The organism is Streptomyces sp. NPDC043738 (assembly GCF_056436545.1).
On sequence record NZ_JBWKCJ010000028.1, the window covers coordinates 83,785 to 98,478 of the forward strand.

16 protein-coding genes are annotated in these 14,694 nt (G+C 71.2%); 10 read left to right on the forward strand and 6 right to left on the reverse strand.

Annotated elements, in window-relative coordinates; translation table 11 throughout:
* Window positions 1-396 precede the first annotated feature (396 nt).
* From ectA to thpD, 4 genes are all read left to right on the forward strand, one after another.
* Window positions 397-960, forward strand: a complete 564-nt coding sequence (gene ectA / locus AC0680_RS29780) for a diaminobutyrate acetyltransferase (RefSeq protein WP_478634765.1) — start codon at window positions 397-399, stop codon at window positions 958-960.
* A 133-nt stretch (window positions 961-1,093) separates the two neighbouring features.
* Window positions 1,094-2,362, forward strand: coding sequence for a diaminobutyrate--2-oxoglutarate transaminase (gene ectB / locus AC0680_RS29785; protein WP_478634767.1), 1,269 nt, complete (start codon window positions 1,094-1,096; stop codon window positions 2,360-2,362).
* A 46-nt stretch (window positions 2,363-2,408) separates the two neighbouring features.
* Window positions 2,409-2,825 (forward strand): ectoine synthase, encoded by a 417-nt coding sequence (locus AC0680_RS29790; RefSeq protein ID WP_478634769.1) that lies wholly within the window; start codon window positions 2,409-2,411, stop codon window positions 2,823-2,825.
* Window positions 2,826-2,919: 94 nt separating this feature from the next.
* Entirely contained in the window at window positions 2,920-3,819 is a 900-nt protein-coding gene (gene thpD, locus AC0680_RS29795) for an ectoine hydroxylase (RefSeq protein ID WP_468985359.1), read from the forward strand.
* 92 nt (window positions 3,820-3,911) lie between these two features.
* On the opposite strand, the gene AC0680_RS29800 is transcribed toward thpD, so the two are convergent.
* Both AC0680_RS29800 and AC0680_RS29805 read right to left on the reverse strand, forming a co-directional pair.
* Window positions 3,912-4,973, reverse strand: coding sequence for an aminotransferase class V-fold PLP-dependent enzyme (locus tag AC0680_RS29800; protein ID WP_478634773.1), 1,062 nt, complete (start codon window positions 4,971-4,973; stop codon window positions 3,912-3,914).
* Window positions 4,974-5,027: 54 nt separating this feature from the next.
* Entirely contained in the window at window positions 5,028-5,732 is a 705-nt protein-coding gene (locus tag AC0680_RS29805) for a DsbA family oxidoreductase (protein WP_478634775.1), read from the reverse strand.
* A gap of 78 nt (window positions 5,733-5,810) precedes the next feature.
* Between AC0680_RS29805 and AC0680_RS29810 the strand changes: the two genes are divergently transcribed.
* Window positions 5,811-6,509, forward strand: a complete 699-nt coding sequence (locus AC0680_RS29810; protein WP_478634778.1) for a class I SAM-dependent methyltransferase — start codon at window positions 5,811-5,813, stop codon at window positions 6,507-6,509.
* Here AC0680_RS29810 and AC0680_RS29815 read toward each other — a convergent pair.
* Entirely contained in the window at window positions 6,442-6,990 is a 549-nt protein-coding gene (locus AC0680_RS29815; RefSeq protein WP_478634780.1) for an N-acetyltransferase family protein, read from the reverse strand. The two genes, AC0680_RS29810 and AC0680_RS29815, sit on opposite strands and share 68 nt — an antisense overlap.
* An 11-nt stretch (window positions 6,991-7,001) precedes the next feature.
* Entirely contained in the window at window positions 7,002-8,552 is a 1,551-nt protein-coding gene (locus tag AC0680_RS29820; protein WP_478634783.1) for an aldehyde dehydrogenase (NADP(+)), read from the reverse strand.
* Window positions 8,553-8,765: 213 nt separating this feature from the next.
* On the opposite strand from AC0680_RS29820, the gene AC0680_RS29825 reads away from it, so the two are divergent.
* The 3 genes from AC0680_RS29825 to AC0680_RS29835 all read left to right on the forward strand — a co-directional run bounded on the left by AC0680_RS29825 (window position 8,766) and on the right by AC0680_RS29835 (window position 11,882).
* Window positions 8,766-9,536 carry an IclR family transcriptional regulator gene (locus tag AC0680_RS29825; protein ID WP_430979050.1) on the forward strand — a complete coding sequence of 257 codons (771 nt, stop codon included), beginning with the start codon at window positions 8,766-8,768 and terminating at the stop codon, window positions 9,534-9,536.
* A 271-nt stretch (window positions 9,537-9,807) separates the two neighbouring features.
* Window positions 9,808-11,022, forward strand: a complete 1,215-nt coding sequence (locus AC0680_RS29830) for a sensor histidine kinase (protein WP_478634842.1) — start codon at window positions 9,808-9,810, stop codon at window positions 11,020-11,022.
* Between the two features lie 86 nt (window positions 11,023-11,108).
* Window positions 11,109-11,882, forward strand: a complete 774-nt coding sequence (locus AC0680_RS29835) for a response regulator transcription factor (protein ID WP_478634787.1) — start codon at window positions 11,109-11,111, stop codon at window positions 11,880-11,882.
* A gap of 67 nt (window positions 11,883-11,949) precedes the next feature.
* On the opposite strand, the gene AC0680_RS29840 is transcribed toward AC0680_RS29835, so the two are convergent.
* On the reverse strand, window positions 11,950-13,065 hold the full coding sequence (locus AC0680_RS29840; RefSeq protein WP_478634790.1) for a methyltransferase domain-containing protein: 1,116 nt from the start codon (window positions 13,063-13,065) through the stop codon (window positions 11,950-11,952).
* A gap of 296 nt (window positions 13,066-13,361) precedes the next feature.
* Window positions 13,362-13,547 carry a hypothetical protein gene (locus tag AC0680_RS29845; RefSeq protein WP_478634791.1) on the reverse strand — a complete coding sequence of 62 codons (186 nt, stop codon included), beginning with the start codon at window positions 13,545-13,547 and terminating at the stop codon, window positions 13,362-13,364.
* A gap of 107 nt (window positions 13,548-13,654) precedes the next feature.
* Between AC0680_RS29845 and AC0680_RS29850 the strand changes: the two genes are divergently transcribed.
* Together AC0680_RS29850 and AC0680_RS29855 are read left to right on the forward strand one after the other, a co-directional pair.
* Window positions 13,655-14,491 carry a helix-turn-helix domain-containing protein gene (locus AC0680_RS29850; RefSeq protein WP_478634844.1) on the forward strand — a complete coding sequence of 279 codons (837 nt, stop codon included), beginning with the start codon at window positions 13,655-13,657 and terminating at the stop codon, window positions 14,489-14,491.
* Entirely contained in the window at window positions 14,488-14,688 is a 201-nt protein-coding gene (locus tag AC0680_RS29855; protein ID WP_478634794.1) for a DUF397 domain-containing protein, read from the forward strand. Before AC0680_RS29850 ends, AC0680_RS29855 begins: the two co-directional genes overlap by 4 nt.
* Window positions 14,689-14,694: the final 6 nt, after the last annotated feature.

Sequence of the window (14,694 nt, forward strand, 5' to 3'; positions counted from 1 at the left end):
TCACCAAAACCGGCCGCATGTTCTTGCAGGCCTTGTCATGAGTCTTGCCACGGCCTTGCCGGGCGGGTTTCCTGGGCTTCCGGCAGGGCCACTGAAGGCGAATTCCCAATTTCTTCGACGCGTAGCCTTCCGTATTCTTCTGCCCGCTTTTCCGCAGCTCAAACGCCAAGATTTCGCTAGCGTCAGATACCGTAATTCGGACGCATCTCGAGGCTGTTACGGAGCTGTGACCGACTACACAGGGTGTCCGTTTCACCCCGAACCTCCTGGTCAAATCGGGACAACTTTCGACGGCATCGCGCGCTCGGGCGCCCCCGCGCGATAACACATCCCTGGCGCTTGTGTAACCCCTGCCCGCGATGCAATTTCCTTTTTCCCTGGGTAAATTTAATTCCCATGACCGCCGCACAAGCAGACCATGCAGGTGCCCGCAGCGATATCGGAGAATTTCCGGAGGGCTTCAAGCTCGACACCCCACGGGTGGAGGACGGAGCAGCAATCTGGCGCATCGCCCGCGACTCGCGGGTGCTGGACCTCAACTCGTCCTACAGCTACCTGCTGTGGTGTCGCGACTTCGCCGCCACCTCCGTCGTCGCCCGCGACGCGCACGGTGAGCCGGCCGCCTTCGTCACCGGCTACCTCCGCCCCGAGCGCCCGGAGACCCTTGTCGTGTGGCAGATCGCCGTCGACGACGCGCACCGCGGCAAGGGCCTGGCGGCCGCGCTTCTGGACGGGCTGACCACCCGGGCCGTGGACGAGCTGGGCATTCGTTTCGTCGAGACCACCATCACCCCCGACAACGCGGCATCCAACCGGCTGTTCGCGTCCTTCGCCGAGCGGCACCGCGTGCCCGTGAAGCGCGAGGTGCTCTTCGACGCGGGGCTGTTCCCCGAGCAGGGCCACGAGCCGGAGGTGCTGCACCTCATAGGCCCGTTCACTCCACCGGCCCCCGGGCAGTAGCGCCCCGGGCCGCGCGGCCCCCGCGCCGCAGCGGCCCCACGGATCCGGCATCACCCTGTGAGACCGCCGGCACCGCCCAGCCCCCCACCCACAGACTTCCTCATCCTTCGCACTCGTCTCCCAGGAGCATGCTGTGACCATCACCCAGCCCGATCTGAGCGTCTTCGAGACCGTGGAGTCGGAGGTGCGCAGCTACTGCCGTGGCTGGCCCACCGTCTTCGACCGTGCCCAGGGCAGCCGACTGACCGACGAGGACGGGCACACCTACCTCGACTTCTTCGCCGGCGCCGGTTCGCTCAACTACGGGCACAACAACCCCGTACTCAAACGCGCCCTGATCGACTACATCGAGCGCGACGGCATCACCCACGGCCTGGACATGTCCACCACGGCCAAGCGGGCGTTCCTGGAGTCGTTCCAGAACATCATCCTGCGGCCGCGTGACCTGCCCTACAAGGTCATGTTCCCGGGCCCGACGGGCGCCAACTCCGTCGAGGCCGCGCTGAAGCTGGCCCGCAAGGTCAAGGGCCGCGAGTCGATCGTGTCCTTCACCAACGCCTTCCACGGGATGTCGCTGGGCGCGCTCGCGGTCACCGGCAACTCCATGAAGCGGGCCGGCGCCGGCATCCCGCTGGTGCACGGCACCCCGATGCCGTTCGACAACTACCTGGACGGGCAGACCCCCGACTTCCTGTGGTTCGAGCGGCTGCTGGAGGACCAGGGCTCCGGCCTGAACAAGCCCGCGGCCGTGATCGTGGAGACCGTGCAGGGCGAGGGCGGCATCAACGTCGCGCGCGCCGAGTGGCTGCGCGAGCTCGCCGCGCTGTGCGAGCGCCAGGACATGCTGCTGATCGTCGACGACATCCAGATGGGCTGCGGCCGTACGGGTGCCTTCTTCTCCTTCGAGGAGGCGGGCATCGTGCCGGACATCGTCACCGTCTCGAAGTCCATCAGCGGCTACGGCCTGCCGCTTGCGCTGACCCTGTTCAAGCCCGAGCTGGACATCTGGGAGCCCGGCGAGCACAACGGCACCTTCCGCGGCAACAACCCGGCCTTCGTGACCGCCGCCGCGGCGCTGGACACCTACTGGGCCGACGGCCAGATGGAGAAGCAGACTCTCGCCCGCGGTGAGATCGTCGAAGCGCACCTGAAGGCCATCGTCGAGGAGCACCCGCAGGCCATCGCCGAGTACCGCGGTCGCGGTCTGGTGTGGGGCCTGGAGTGCATCGACAAGAGCCTCGCGGGCAAGATCGCCAAGCGCGCCTTCGAGCTGGGTCTGCTGATCGAGACCTCCGGCCCGGAGAGCGAGGTCGTCAAGCTGCTGCCCGCACTGACGACCACCCCCGAGGAGCTGGACGAGGGCCTTCGCACCCTCGCCCGCGCGGTCCGCGACTGCGCCTGACCGGTCAGAGTTCCTTAACCGTTCCACAGAAAGGCACCGACTCACCGTGATCGTCCGATCCTTCCAGGACATCGAAGGCACCGACCGCCACGTCAAGGCCGCGTCCGGCACGTGGGAGAGCAAGCGCATCGTGCTCGCCAAGGAGCGCGTCGGCTTCTCGCTGCACGAGACCGTGCTGTACGCCGGTACGGAGACGTCGATGTGGTACGCGAACCACATCGAGGCCGTCGTCTGCGTCGAGGGCGAGGCCGAGCTGACCAACGACGAGACGGGCGAGAAGCACACCATCACGCCCGGCGTGATGTACCTCCTCGACGGGCATGAGAAGCACACCATGCGGATCAAGGAGGACTTCCGCTGCCTGTGCGTCTTCAACCCGCCGGTCACCGGCCGTGAGGACCACGACGAGAACGGGGTCTACCCGCTTCTCACCGAACCCGAGACCGAGCCCGAGGCGGTCTGAGGCGTCACCCGACCTGCCCCGTCCGGCAGAGCCGAGGAAGGCACCACGCGCGCACAGAGCCAGATTCCGTACGAGAGGAGAGGAAGGCAACACCATGACCACCGCACCCGAGCGCACCGCCGACCTGTACCCGACCCGTGGGGCCGCTGAGGTGATCACCCCGCGGAAGGACCCGGTGGTGTGGTCGCAGCCCGGAGCGGCCGGCCCGTTCGCGCCGTCCGAGCTGAGCGACTTCGAACGCGACGGCTTTTTCGCCATCGGGGAACTGCTGACGGCGGAGGAAGTCGCGGTGTACCGCGCCGAACTGGACCGGCTGGTGCTCGACCCGACGATGCGCGCGGACCCGCGCTCCATCGTCGAGCCGAAGTCGCAGAGCGTACGGTCCGTGTTCGAGGTGCACAAGATCAGCGAGGTGTTCGCCAAGCTGGTCTCCGACCCGCGTGTGGTCGGCCGTGCCCGTCAGATCCTCGGTTCGGACGTCTACGTCCACCAGTCGCGGATCAATGTGAAGCCCGGCTTCGGTGCCTCCGGCTTCTACTGGCACTCGGACTTCGAGACCTGGCACGCCGAGGACGGTCTGCCGAACATGCGCACCGTGTCGGTCTCGATCGCGCTGACGGAGAACTACGACACCAACGGCGGCCTGATGATCATGCCCGGCTCGCACCAGCACTTCGTGGGCTGCGAGGGCGAGACGCCGAAGGACAACTACAAGCGGTCCCTTCAGATGCAGGACGCGGGCATCCCCTCGGACGAGGTCCTCACGAAGATGGCGGACAAGCACAGCATCCGCCTGTTCACCGGCAGGGCCGGTTCGGCGACCTGGTTCGACTGCAACGCCATGCACGGCTCGGGCGACAACATCACGCCGTACCCGCGCAGCAACGTCTTCATCGTCTTCAACAGCGTGGAGAACGCGGCGGTGGAGCCGTTCGCGGCTCCGGTCCGGCGCCCGGAGTACATCGGGGCGCGGGACTTCACGCCGGTGAGGTAGGCACGGCCGGTGAAGTGATCCGGTAACGGCACACGGCGGGACCGGTGGCGCGGCCGCCGCACAGCAGGGTCTGTGCGGCGGCCGCGCCGTCGCTATGGCAGCAGTGACAGCAGCCGGTCCACGTCGTCGGTCGAGTTGTAGAGGTGGAAGGCGGCGCGGAGCAGTCCGCCGCGCACCGAGATCCGCACCCCCGCCTCGGTCAGGCGGCGTTCCGCGTCGGCGAGTCCGGGCGTGGAGACGATCGCCGAGCCGGGCGCGGGACGGGGCACCAGGCCGCGGGCGGCGAGCCCTTCGCGGTAGTACGCGGCGAGCTGGGTGTTGTGGGCGTGGACGGCGGGCACGCCCAGCTCCTCGACGAGCGCGAGGGAGTGCTCGGCGGCGACGTAGGAGAAGTGGGCGTGCGGTTCGTCGAAGCGCCGGGCGGTGGCGGCCGGCCGGATCAGGCCGTAATTGGACTCGTCGAGGTCCTCCCCGGCCACCCAGCCGGCGTGCAGCGCGGCCGGCCAGCCGGCGTCCTGGGCCGGGTCGCCGCCGAAGGCCAGGAAGGTCGTACCGCGCGGGCACAGCAGCCATTTGAAGGCGCCGCTGACGAGGTAGTCGAAGTCCCCGGCGCGCAGCGGCAGCCAGCCGGCGGCCTGGGTGGCGTCGACGAAGGTGCGCGCCCCGTGGGTCCGGGCCGCCTCCCGTACGGACGCCAGGTCGGCGATCCGGCCGTCCAGGGACTGCACGGCGCTGAACGCGACGAGCGCGGTACCGGGGCGCACCGCGTCGGCCAGCGCCTCCAGGGGCACGGTGCGCAGCTTGACATGGGGGTGGCTGCCGAGCGGGTTGACCAGGGAGCTGAAGTCGCCTTCGGGGACGAGGACTTCGGAGCCCTGCGGGAGTGAGGCGGCGATCAGGGCGGACTGCACCGCCACCGAACTGCCGACGGCCACCCGCTCGGCGGGGACGTCCAGCAGCCGGGCGAAGGCGGCGCGGGAGGCGTTGGGGGCGGCGAAGTAGTCGCGGCCCATCGTGCCGTAGGAGGCGGACTCCTCCACGGCCGCGCGCAGGGCCGCTGCGCTGCGCCGGGGGAGGAGTCCGCTGGACGCGGAGTTCAGATAGGTCGTCTCGGGCGCGAATTCGGCCCCGCCGAGTGGCTCACGTCGCTGCATGATCCCACTGTGCGCGGCGCGGGCCGGTCCCGTCCACGTCCTTTCCGGTGGCGCTCAGTTCCCGGGCACGGCGCAGCCGGCGTCCCCGCAGACCTCCGCGTCGCCGGCCGGCAGGATCCGCACCGCCGCGTCCGCGTGCGCCCGCTCCAGGGCCTGCCGGAAGACCTCGGCGGGCTGGCCGCCGGAGATGCCGTAGCGGCGGTCGATGACGAAGAACGGCACGCCCGTGGCGCCCAGCTCGGCGGCCTCGCGCTCGTCGGCGCGCACGTCGGTTGCGTACGCGGCGGGGTCGGCGAGCACCCGGTCGGCCTCCTGGCCGGGCAGCCCGGCCGCGACCGCGATCTCGCGGAGGACGGCGGGTTCGCCGAGCGGGCGGGCCTCGGCGAAGTTGGCGCGGTAGAAGGCGTCGAGCAGCGCGTCCTGGACGCCGTGCGCCTTGCCGGCGTGCAGCAGCCGGTGCAGGTCGAAGGTGTTGCCGTGGATGCGGTCGGAGCGGTAGTCCAGCCCCTCGGCCGCGGCCGCCTCGGCCACCCGGGCCTCCATCGCCTCGGCCTGCGCGCGGCTCACGCCGTACTTCGTGGCGAGCATGTCGAGGACCGCGATGTCCGTGGGGGCCGGTGCCTTCGGGTCCAGCTCGAAGGAGCGGTGCACCACCTCGACGGTGTCGCGGTGCGCGAACGCGGCGAGCCCGGCCTCGAAGCGGGCCTTGCCGATGTAGCACCAGGGGCAGGCGATGTCGGACCAGATTTCGACGCGCATGAGCTGACTTTCCTTCTCGGGGGATGTCCCGGCTCAACCTCGCGGGGCGCCGGACTATTCCGCGGGTACCGTCCGGACATGACCTCGCCACAGGATTTCCTCGGGTTCTGGGAGACGACCGGGTCGGCCAAGACCTTCACCCACCCGCTCGATCCGGAGCTGCTGCGGGCGTACCTGCCGGGCGACGCCCGGGTGCTGGACTACGGATGCGGCTACGGGCGGCTGACCGCCGAGCTGACCGGGCTCGGCTACCGCGGGGTGCGCGGGGTGGACGTCTCGGCGGCGCTGATCGCGCGGGGGCGGCGGGAGCACCCGGGGCTGGATCTGCTGCGGTGGGCGGGGTTTCCGCTGCCGTTCGAGGACGGCTCGTTCGACGCGGCGCTGCTGTTCGCGGTGCTCACCTGTGTTCCTCAGGACACGGACCAGTCGGCGATCGTCGGGGAGCTGGGGCGGCTGGTGCGGCCCGGCGGGGTGCTGTATCTGAGCGACGTGCCGGTGCAGGACGACGCGCTCAACCGGGAGCGCTATGCGCACTTCGCCGGGCACTACGGCACGTACGGGGTGTTCGAGACGCCCGACGGCGGGGTGTTCCGCCACCATCCGCCGCAACGGCTGCGCGCTCTGGTGCGGGCGGCGGGCTTCGGCGTGGTGGCGGAACGGACCGGTTCGGTGGCGACGCCGGACGGGCGGACGGCCGAGCGGCTGCAGCTCATCGCGCGGCGGGAGGGCTCCCCGGTGTCGGGGGCGCGCCGGGAGCCAGGTCCAGCCTCAGGGTGAGGTGGGTGGCGTCGGGGGCGGGCCGGCGGTCGGGGCGCCAGCCGAGGCCGGCGTAGAAGCCGCGGGCGCGGTGGTTGTGCCAGCGGACGTCGAGGACGGCGCGGGCGAAACCGGCGCTGCGCCAGGCGTGCAGGCAGGCGGTGTGCAGGGCCCGGCCGACGCCGGTGCCCCAGTGCGCGGGGTCGACGTGGAGCTGGTCGAGCTTGACGGTGGCCCGGGTGGGCCGGCCGCGGTACGAGGCGGCGCCGAGGACCGTGCCGTGCCGTACGGCGCACAGCACGGGGGTGTCCTCGCGGTGCAGGGCGTGGGACCAGGCGCGGTGGCAGCGGGTGTGCTCGGCCGGGGCGTCGAAGGGCGTGCCGGGGAAGCGCGCGTGGTGGTGGGCGGCGCGGGCGCCGGTGTCCAGGGCGGCGATCGCCTCCAGGTCCGCGCGGGTGGCGGCGCGGACCTGCACGGCGGTCTCGTCGGGGGCGGGGTCCACGGTGTGCAGGCCTACCCGCCGTCGGGGCGGCCGTCCACCCGGCGCGGCAGGCCGAGCGGATTGTCCTCGCGCAGCTCGGGCGGCAGCAGCGCGGGCGGGGTGTCCTGGTAGACGACGGGGCGCAGCCAGCGTTCGACGGCGGTGCCGCCGACGGAGGTGGAGGTGGAGGTGGTGGCCGGGTAGGGGCCGCCGTGGTGCTGGGCGGGGGCGACCGCGACGCCGGTCGGCCAGCCGTTGACGACGACGCGGCCGGCGAGCGCGGTGACCTCGGCGAGCAGCCGGGCGCCGAGCCCGGCGCCGTCGCTGCCGGCTCCTTCCGCCTCGCCGAGCTGCAGCGTCGCGGTGAGGTTGCCGGGGAGCCGGGCGAGTACGGCGCCGATCTCGGCCTCGTCCGCGTAGCGGGCGACCACGGTGATCGGGCCGAAGCACTCCTCCAGGAGGAGGTCGTGCGGCCCTTCGGTGGCGAGGCGGGCGGCGGGGACGGTGAGGAAGCCGGCGCTGACGGAGTGCTCGCCGCCCGCTCCGGGGGTCACCGGCGCCGCGACGTCCGCGAGCCCGGCGCGGGCGGTGACACCGTCGAGGAACGCCTGGCGCATCCGGTGGTCGAGCAGCACACCGGCCTCGGTGTCGCTGACCGCGGCGGTCAGCGACTTCAGTAGCCGCTCGCCCCGCTCGCCGCCGGGCGCCAGGACCAGGCCGGGCTTGACGCAGAACTGGCCGACGCCCAGCGTCATCGAGCCGGCCAGCCCCGCGCCGATCTGCTCGGCCCGCTCGTCCGCCGCGGCCTCGGTGATCACGACCGGGTTGAGGCTGCCCAGTTCGCCGTGGAAGGGGATCGGGTGCGGGCGGGCCGCGGCCGCGTCGTACAGGGCGCGGCCGCCGCGTACCGAGCCGGTGAAGCCGGCCGCGGCGATCAGCGGGTGGCGGACCAGGTCGATTCCGGCCTGGAAGCCGTGCACCAGGTTCACCACGCCGTCCGGCAGGCCGGCCTCGGCCGCGGCCCGGCGCAGCAGCGCGGCGCACAGCTCGGAGGTGGCGGGGTGGTCGGGGTGCGCCTTGACCACGACCGGGCACCCGGCCGCGAGGGCGCTGGCGGTGTCGCCGCCGGGCACGGAGAAGGCCAGCGGGAAGTTGCCCGCGGAGTAGACCGCTACCGGGCCCAGCGGGATCTTGTAGCGGCGCAGGTCGGGCCGCGGCGGGGTGAGGGCGGGGTCGGCGCGGTCGATCCGTACGTCGAGGAACGCGCCGTCCTCGACCAGGTCGGCGAAGGCCCGCAACTGGTAGGTGGTGCGGCCGAGTTCGCCGGTGAGACGGCCCGGGCCGAGCGCGGTCTCGGCGTCGGCGGCCTCGATGACCGCCTCGCCCGCCTCGTCGAGCAGCCCGGCGGCGCGGCGCAGCAGGGCCACGCGCACCGCACGCTCGGCGAGCGCGCCCCGGGCGGCGTGCGCCGCGCGGACCGCCGCGTCCACCTCGTCGGCTGTGGCCTCCACCGCAACCTGCTCCCGCTGCTTCCCGGTTCGGGGGTCGACACTCCAGACTGGTGCTGCTGCTGCCGCTGCCACCGTGCATTCCTCCCGAGTACTGCCGTGCCGCGTCGTACTGGCTGTTGTGCCGTTCCCGGGCCGCCGCGTATCGGGACGCGCTCGGCGTCTCCCAGCCGCTCCCGGGGCTTTCGCGCCTTGCGGCACACCAGACATCGTTCGATATGCTGAACTTCATCCCGGATATTGAACATCTGGGACTCTATGGCTGTCCGAACAGAGGGGTCAAGGGCGATGTCAACTGCCGATACCGGTGGATCGCAGGTCAAGTCCGCGGTGCGGACGGTCGAGTTGCTCGAGTACTTCGCGGGCCGCCCCGGTATGCACTCGCTCGCCTCCGTCCAGGAAGCCGTGGGCTACCCCAAGTCCAGCCTCTACATGCTGCTGCGCACCCTCGTCGACCTGGGCTGGGTCGAGACGGACGCGACCGGCACCCGCTACGGCATCGGCGTGCGCGCGCTGCTGGTCGGCACGTCGTACATCGACGGCGACGAGGTGGTGGCGGCGGCCCGGCCGACGCTGGACCGGCTCTCCGACGACACCACCGAGACCATCCACCTCGCCCGGCTGGACGGCACCAACGTCGTCTACCTCGCCACCCGCCAGTCGCAGCACTACCTGCGCCCCTTCACCCGGGTCGGCCGGCGGCTGCCCGCGCACTCCACCTCGCTGGGCAAGGCGCTGCTCGCGACGTACACCGACGACCAGGTCCGGGCGCTGCTGCCGGCGACCCTCGCGCAGCTGACCGAGCACACCATCACCGACCGCGAGAAGCTGATCGAGGAGCTGCACGCGGTGCGCGAGCAGGGCTACGCGGTCGACCGCGAGGAGAACACCCTGGGCCTGCGCTGCTTCGGCGTCGCGATCCCCTACCGCACCCCGGCCCGGGACGCGATCAGCTGCTCGGTGCCGGTGGCCCGGCTGACCCCGGACCACGAGCAGATGATCAAGGACATGCTGTTCGACGCCCGCGACCGGCTGACGCTCGCCACCCGGCGACTGTGACCCGAGGGCACCGTCCGGCACCCCTCCCCGTCCGGCACTCCCCCGCCCCACCCTGCCCGGGCCTCCCTCCCCCGTACGGCGGAGGCGAATCGTCGGCACGGCCGAGGCGCGCGGGCGGCGGCGCCGGAAGACTGCTCACCATGACCGTTCAGCCCGGCCGGACGCCCCGGCGCGCGCACCGCTCGACCCCCGGGGCCGTGCGGTGCGACTGAACCGACTGCGGCGAAACGCCCTGCGCTGGGTCCATCTGGTGATCGGCGGCGCGATCCTCATGCCGTACTTCCTGGTGGCGTCGGTCGTCGTGTCGCTGGTCATGGACGGCGCCGACCCCTACCGCGACCCCGCGACCCAGTTCCTCGCGTTCGGCCTCGCCCTGCCGCTGGCCTGGCTGGCCGGGCTGGTCTTCGCTCCGGCGCGGTCCATGGCGGCGGGCGCCGTACGGACGTTCTGCGATGTGCCCGGAGAGCTGCTGGCCGACGAGCCGGGCTACTCGTGGACCGCCCGACGGCGTACCGCGCTGTGGTTCCTGGCGCACAACGCGGCCGGCGGGATCGTCAGCGGGATGTCGCTGGCCGCACCGCCGGCCGCGATCTCCCTGATGGTGCTGCCGTTCTCGACGGAACTCCAGCGCGGCTTCCCGGCGTGGCAGGAGGCCTTCCCCGGCGTGCTCGGCCCGCTCGCCGGGCTGGCACTGCTGGCCCTGGTGCTCGGCACGGCCTGGGGAGCCGGGCAGCTCATGGCCCGTCTCGCGCCGGTCCTGCTGGGGCACACGCCCGCCGACCGACTGGCCGCCGCCGAGCGCCGGGCCGCCGACCTGGCGATGCGCAACCGGCTGGCCCGCGAGCTGCACGACTCGGTGGGGCATGCGCTGAGCGCGGTCACCCTGCAGGCGAGCGCGGCCCGCCGGGTACTGGACACCGACCCGGAGTTCGCCCGGCAGGCACTGGCCGCCATCGAGGACACCACCCGAGACGCGGTCGCCGAACTGGACACCGTACTGGGCCTGTTGCGCGAGGAGGACGGCAGCGACCCGGCGGCTCCCGCGCCCACCCTGGACGGGCTGGAGGCGCTGCTCGAACGGACCCGCGCGGCGGGCGTCCGGGTCGAGGCGACGGTGGAGGGGCGGTGCGAGGGGCTGCCGCCGATGGTCTCGCGGGAGGCGTACCGGATCGTGCAGGAGGGTCTGAGCAATGCGCTGCGGCACGCCGGGCCGGTGCCGGTGGAGCTGTATGTGCACCGCACCGAGCGGGAGTTGACACTGCGGATGGAGAACCCGGTGAGCGGACCGGTGGCCGGCCCGGCGCCCGGCTCGCCGGTCCCGGCGCCCCGCACGGGCGGGGGCCGCGGGCTGCTGGGCATCGCCGAGCGGGCCAGGCTGCTGGGCGGCGAGGCGACGGCCGGACCGCGGGAGGGCGTATGGCGGCTGACGGCCCGGCTGCCGCTGGCGGGGAGGGAGCGCGGTGCGCGCAGCGGCGTACGGCCGTAGGAACACCGAGGCCGTGGAAACACCGAGGCCGTAGGGACACCGAGACATCCGCCGGGAGACCGGCCGGGAGACAGGGGGCGCGGGACATGACCACGACATGGGACGGCGGCCGCACGGCCGGCGAAGGCGACGGGGACGGCAACGGAGACTGCTGCGACAACTGCGGCAAGGGGAACGGCGCCAGCGGCCGCGACCGGCCCCGTCCGCTGCGCATCGTCCTCGCCGACGACGAGCGGATGGTGCGTACGGCGCTGCGCGCGATCCTGGGCGCCGAGGACGACATGGAGGTCGTGGGCGAGGCGGCGACCGGCGCGGAGGCGGTGCCGCTGATCCGTCAACTGCGCCCCGACATCGTGCTGATGGACGTGCGGATGCCGGAGATCGACGGGATCCGCGCGACCGAGCAGGTGCTCGCCGGGATGGCCGAGCCGCCGCGCATCATCGTCGTGACGACCTTCGAGAACGACGCCTATGTGTACGACGCGCTGCGGGCCGGGGCCAGCGGGTTCCTGCTCAAGCGGTCCGGGGCGGAGGACCTGGTGCAGGCCGTACGGCTGGTGGCGCGCAGCGACTCGCTGCTGTTCCCGGCGGCGGTGCGCAGTCTGGCCGCCCGGCACGCCGGGGAGCGGGCCTCGCAGGACGCGGTACGGACGCTGCGCGCCCGGTTGTCCGAACGGGAGCGGGCGGTGCTGCGGCAGATGACGGCCGGGCTGACGAACGCCGAGATCGCGGAGCGGCTGGGCGTGGGACCGGCCACCGTGAAGACACATGTGGCGGGGGTGCTGGCCAAACTCGGGGTACGGGACCGGACCCAGGCGGTGATCGCCGCGTACGAGTGCGGGTTCGTCCGGCCGGGGTGAGGTGGGGCGGGGTGGGGCTGTGGCGGGGCCACGGGGGGCACAGCCATGCGCCCTGTCGGCTGCCCGGCTACTGGGCCAACACAGGATTGCCAGGTGAGTCCAGCCATGCCCACTCGCCGTCGGCGTCCACGGTCAGCCCGAAGCGGTTGAAGCCGGGGCGCTCTTTCTCCACCCACCATCTGTACGCGGCTTCCACTTCGTCCCAGAGACGTCGGGGACCCGACTGATACACCTTGGCTTCCTCACGGTCATCGCGGAAGACGACGACCGCCCATGACGTGTCCGAGAGTCCGTAGAACCACACGGCGCGCCTGCCGTCACGTTTGCGGTCGGCAGTGTGGGCGACGGCAGGCACGCGCAGGCCCAGCGCGAATCCGATCACGTCGAAGCTCCCCGTGCCGCAGAACTCCGCCTCGGTCATCGTCGTGAACGACGTGTCCGCAGCATCCATCGCGCCCGCCGGCACGTACTCGTCATGCCGGGGCCACACGAACCGCTGAGAACGCATGCGCATGAATGCCACGGGGCGTGAGAACGGCCCTGACGCACTCCGGCCGTCTTCGGCGACCACCAGGCGGGCGGTGGCTTCGCTGGGCCCGTAATACGTCCCCCAGGGAACGAGGATCACCCCTCCGGGGCTGGACTGCTCCACCCACGCGAACGGGACCTTTCGTAGACCGCACGTGGCGATGATGCGGTCGTACGGTGCCCCTTTCGCATGGCCGAGAAAGCCGTCCCCATGCACCACTTCCGCCGGGAGCCCGAAGCGGTCCAATGCCTGCCGGGCTTCTGACGCGACGGTGCCGTCCACCTCCATGGTGACGACGTTCGCGGCTCCGAGTCGGTACGCGAGAAGGGCGGCGTTCCATCCGGTGCCGGCGCCGATCTCCAGCACGCGCTGACCCGGTTTTACGTCAAGGTCGGCCAGCATGGAGAAGACCAGGCTCGGCATGGACGACGACGAGCTGAACGACTTGCCCGGCTCATGGCCGTCGTGCGCGCCGTCGTCCCACTGGGTGACGATGGGGTCGTCCGAGTCGGCGTACCTCTGCCACACCTGCGGGTTCTGCTCCTTGTCGACCGCGACATTCCGGCCGGTAGCCATGTCATGCGGCCAGATCAACTCCGGCAGGAAGTGGGAGCGGGGCACGTCTTCGTACGCCTTGGCCCAGTCGGGCGACACGACACCTGCGTCCAGGAAAAGACGGCCCAACTCCTCACGAGTGGGCCGCCCCGCCTGCTCACCAGAACTCGTCACTTCCGGTGGTCCCCCTCGCCGGGAGGCGTCGAACCGTCCGGGTGGGGCTCATCGGTCGGCGACCACGGCTGACCGGGATGCCCGTCCCCATCGCCCTCATCCTTGCCGTGGCCGCCACCTTGTGCGAACTGGGTGATCAATCGAATATTCACGATTCTCCTCCTTGAGAGGGCGGGTCTTCATCGTGGTCTCGGCCGGGCCCCAAGGGAACGCGGCCTCTGTCACTGTCTGTGCCCCGGGTGGCTTCGAAGTTCGATGTTCAGGTCGACGACCTTGCTCAGGTCGCCCCGCGCTTGCGCGATCTGCCGCTCATGTACCAGCGCCTGGCAGACGTCACAGTTGGCCGCAGGTTTCGGCTTGGGCTGGGGTTCGCCGAGTTGTACGGGTGGGGTCAGCTTGCCGGGCACGGCAACTCCTCTCCGTAGCGCTTCCACTACTGGGGAGGTTCAGCGTGGCGCTGTCCTGGGAATGGATCAACTTCCTAGCTGTGGAAGCTAAGTTGGTGGAGGCGTCGATGAATCAGAACGAGTTGAACCCGGGTGCGTCGCCACAAGCGGCCTATGGAGCGCGTCTACGCAGGCTGCGGAAGGAACGTGGCTGGACTCAAGTGGATCTCGCCGGACGCATGGGCTACTCGGCCGTGCACATCTCGGGCGTGGAAAATGGCAACAAGTTTCCGACTTCCCGCTTCTCGCGTAGCGCTGACCACGCATTCGGTCTTGAGGGCACGGAGGATTCGTTCGAGCGTGAGTGGCGCAACGTCAAGTTCGGTGGCCTTCTGGAGGGATTCCCGGAGTATGTGGGGCACGAGGGCCGAGCGGCGGAGATCCGGCTGTACGAGATCGGAATCATCCCCGGACTTCTACAGACGCCGGAGTACGCCCGGGTTCTGGCAGACAGCGCCGTACGGCGTGGGGCAATCACACCTGAGCAAGCAGACGACCGGGTCTCGTTCCTGGCGGAGCGGCAGGCCGCGTTGGAACGGCCCCGCCGTCCCATGATGCTGGTGGTGATGGACGAGAGTTGCATCCGCAGATGTGTCGGCGGACATGAGGTCATGGACGCGCAGTTGGCGCGTCTGGCCGAGGTCGCGGAGCTGCCGAACGCCGTGCTCCAGATCGCCCCGTACGACATAGGGGAGCGCCGCCCGTTCAACCTCCCGATGAACTTGCTGACGCTGCCGGACCTGTCCGTGATCGCGTACGCAGAATCCCAGATTCGGGGACACCTGGAACGCGAGACCACATCCGTACTGCCTCTGTTGACGGCCTACCATCAACTACAGGCCGAGGCGCTTCCCCAGGCGGCATCGATAGCCATGATCAACGAGGCACGAAAGGGCACCCCGTGACAACCGACTCCCCCCGCTGGTTCAAGTCCTCCTACAGCGACAACGGCGGCAACTGCGTCGAGGTCGCCGCCAATATCCCGGGCGTCGTTCCCGTCCGTGACAGCAAGGCCCCGTACGGCCCGAGGCTGGTCTTCCCGGCGTCGTCCTGGTCCTCGTTCGTGGACGGCGTGAAGACCGGGAAGCTCTCGGCTTCGTAGAGGCGC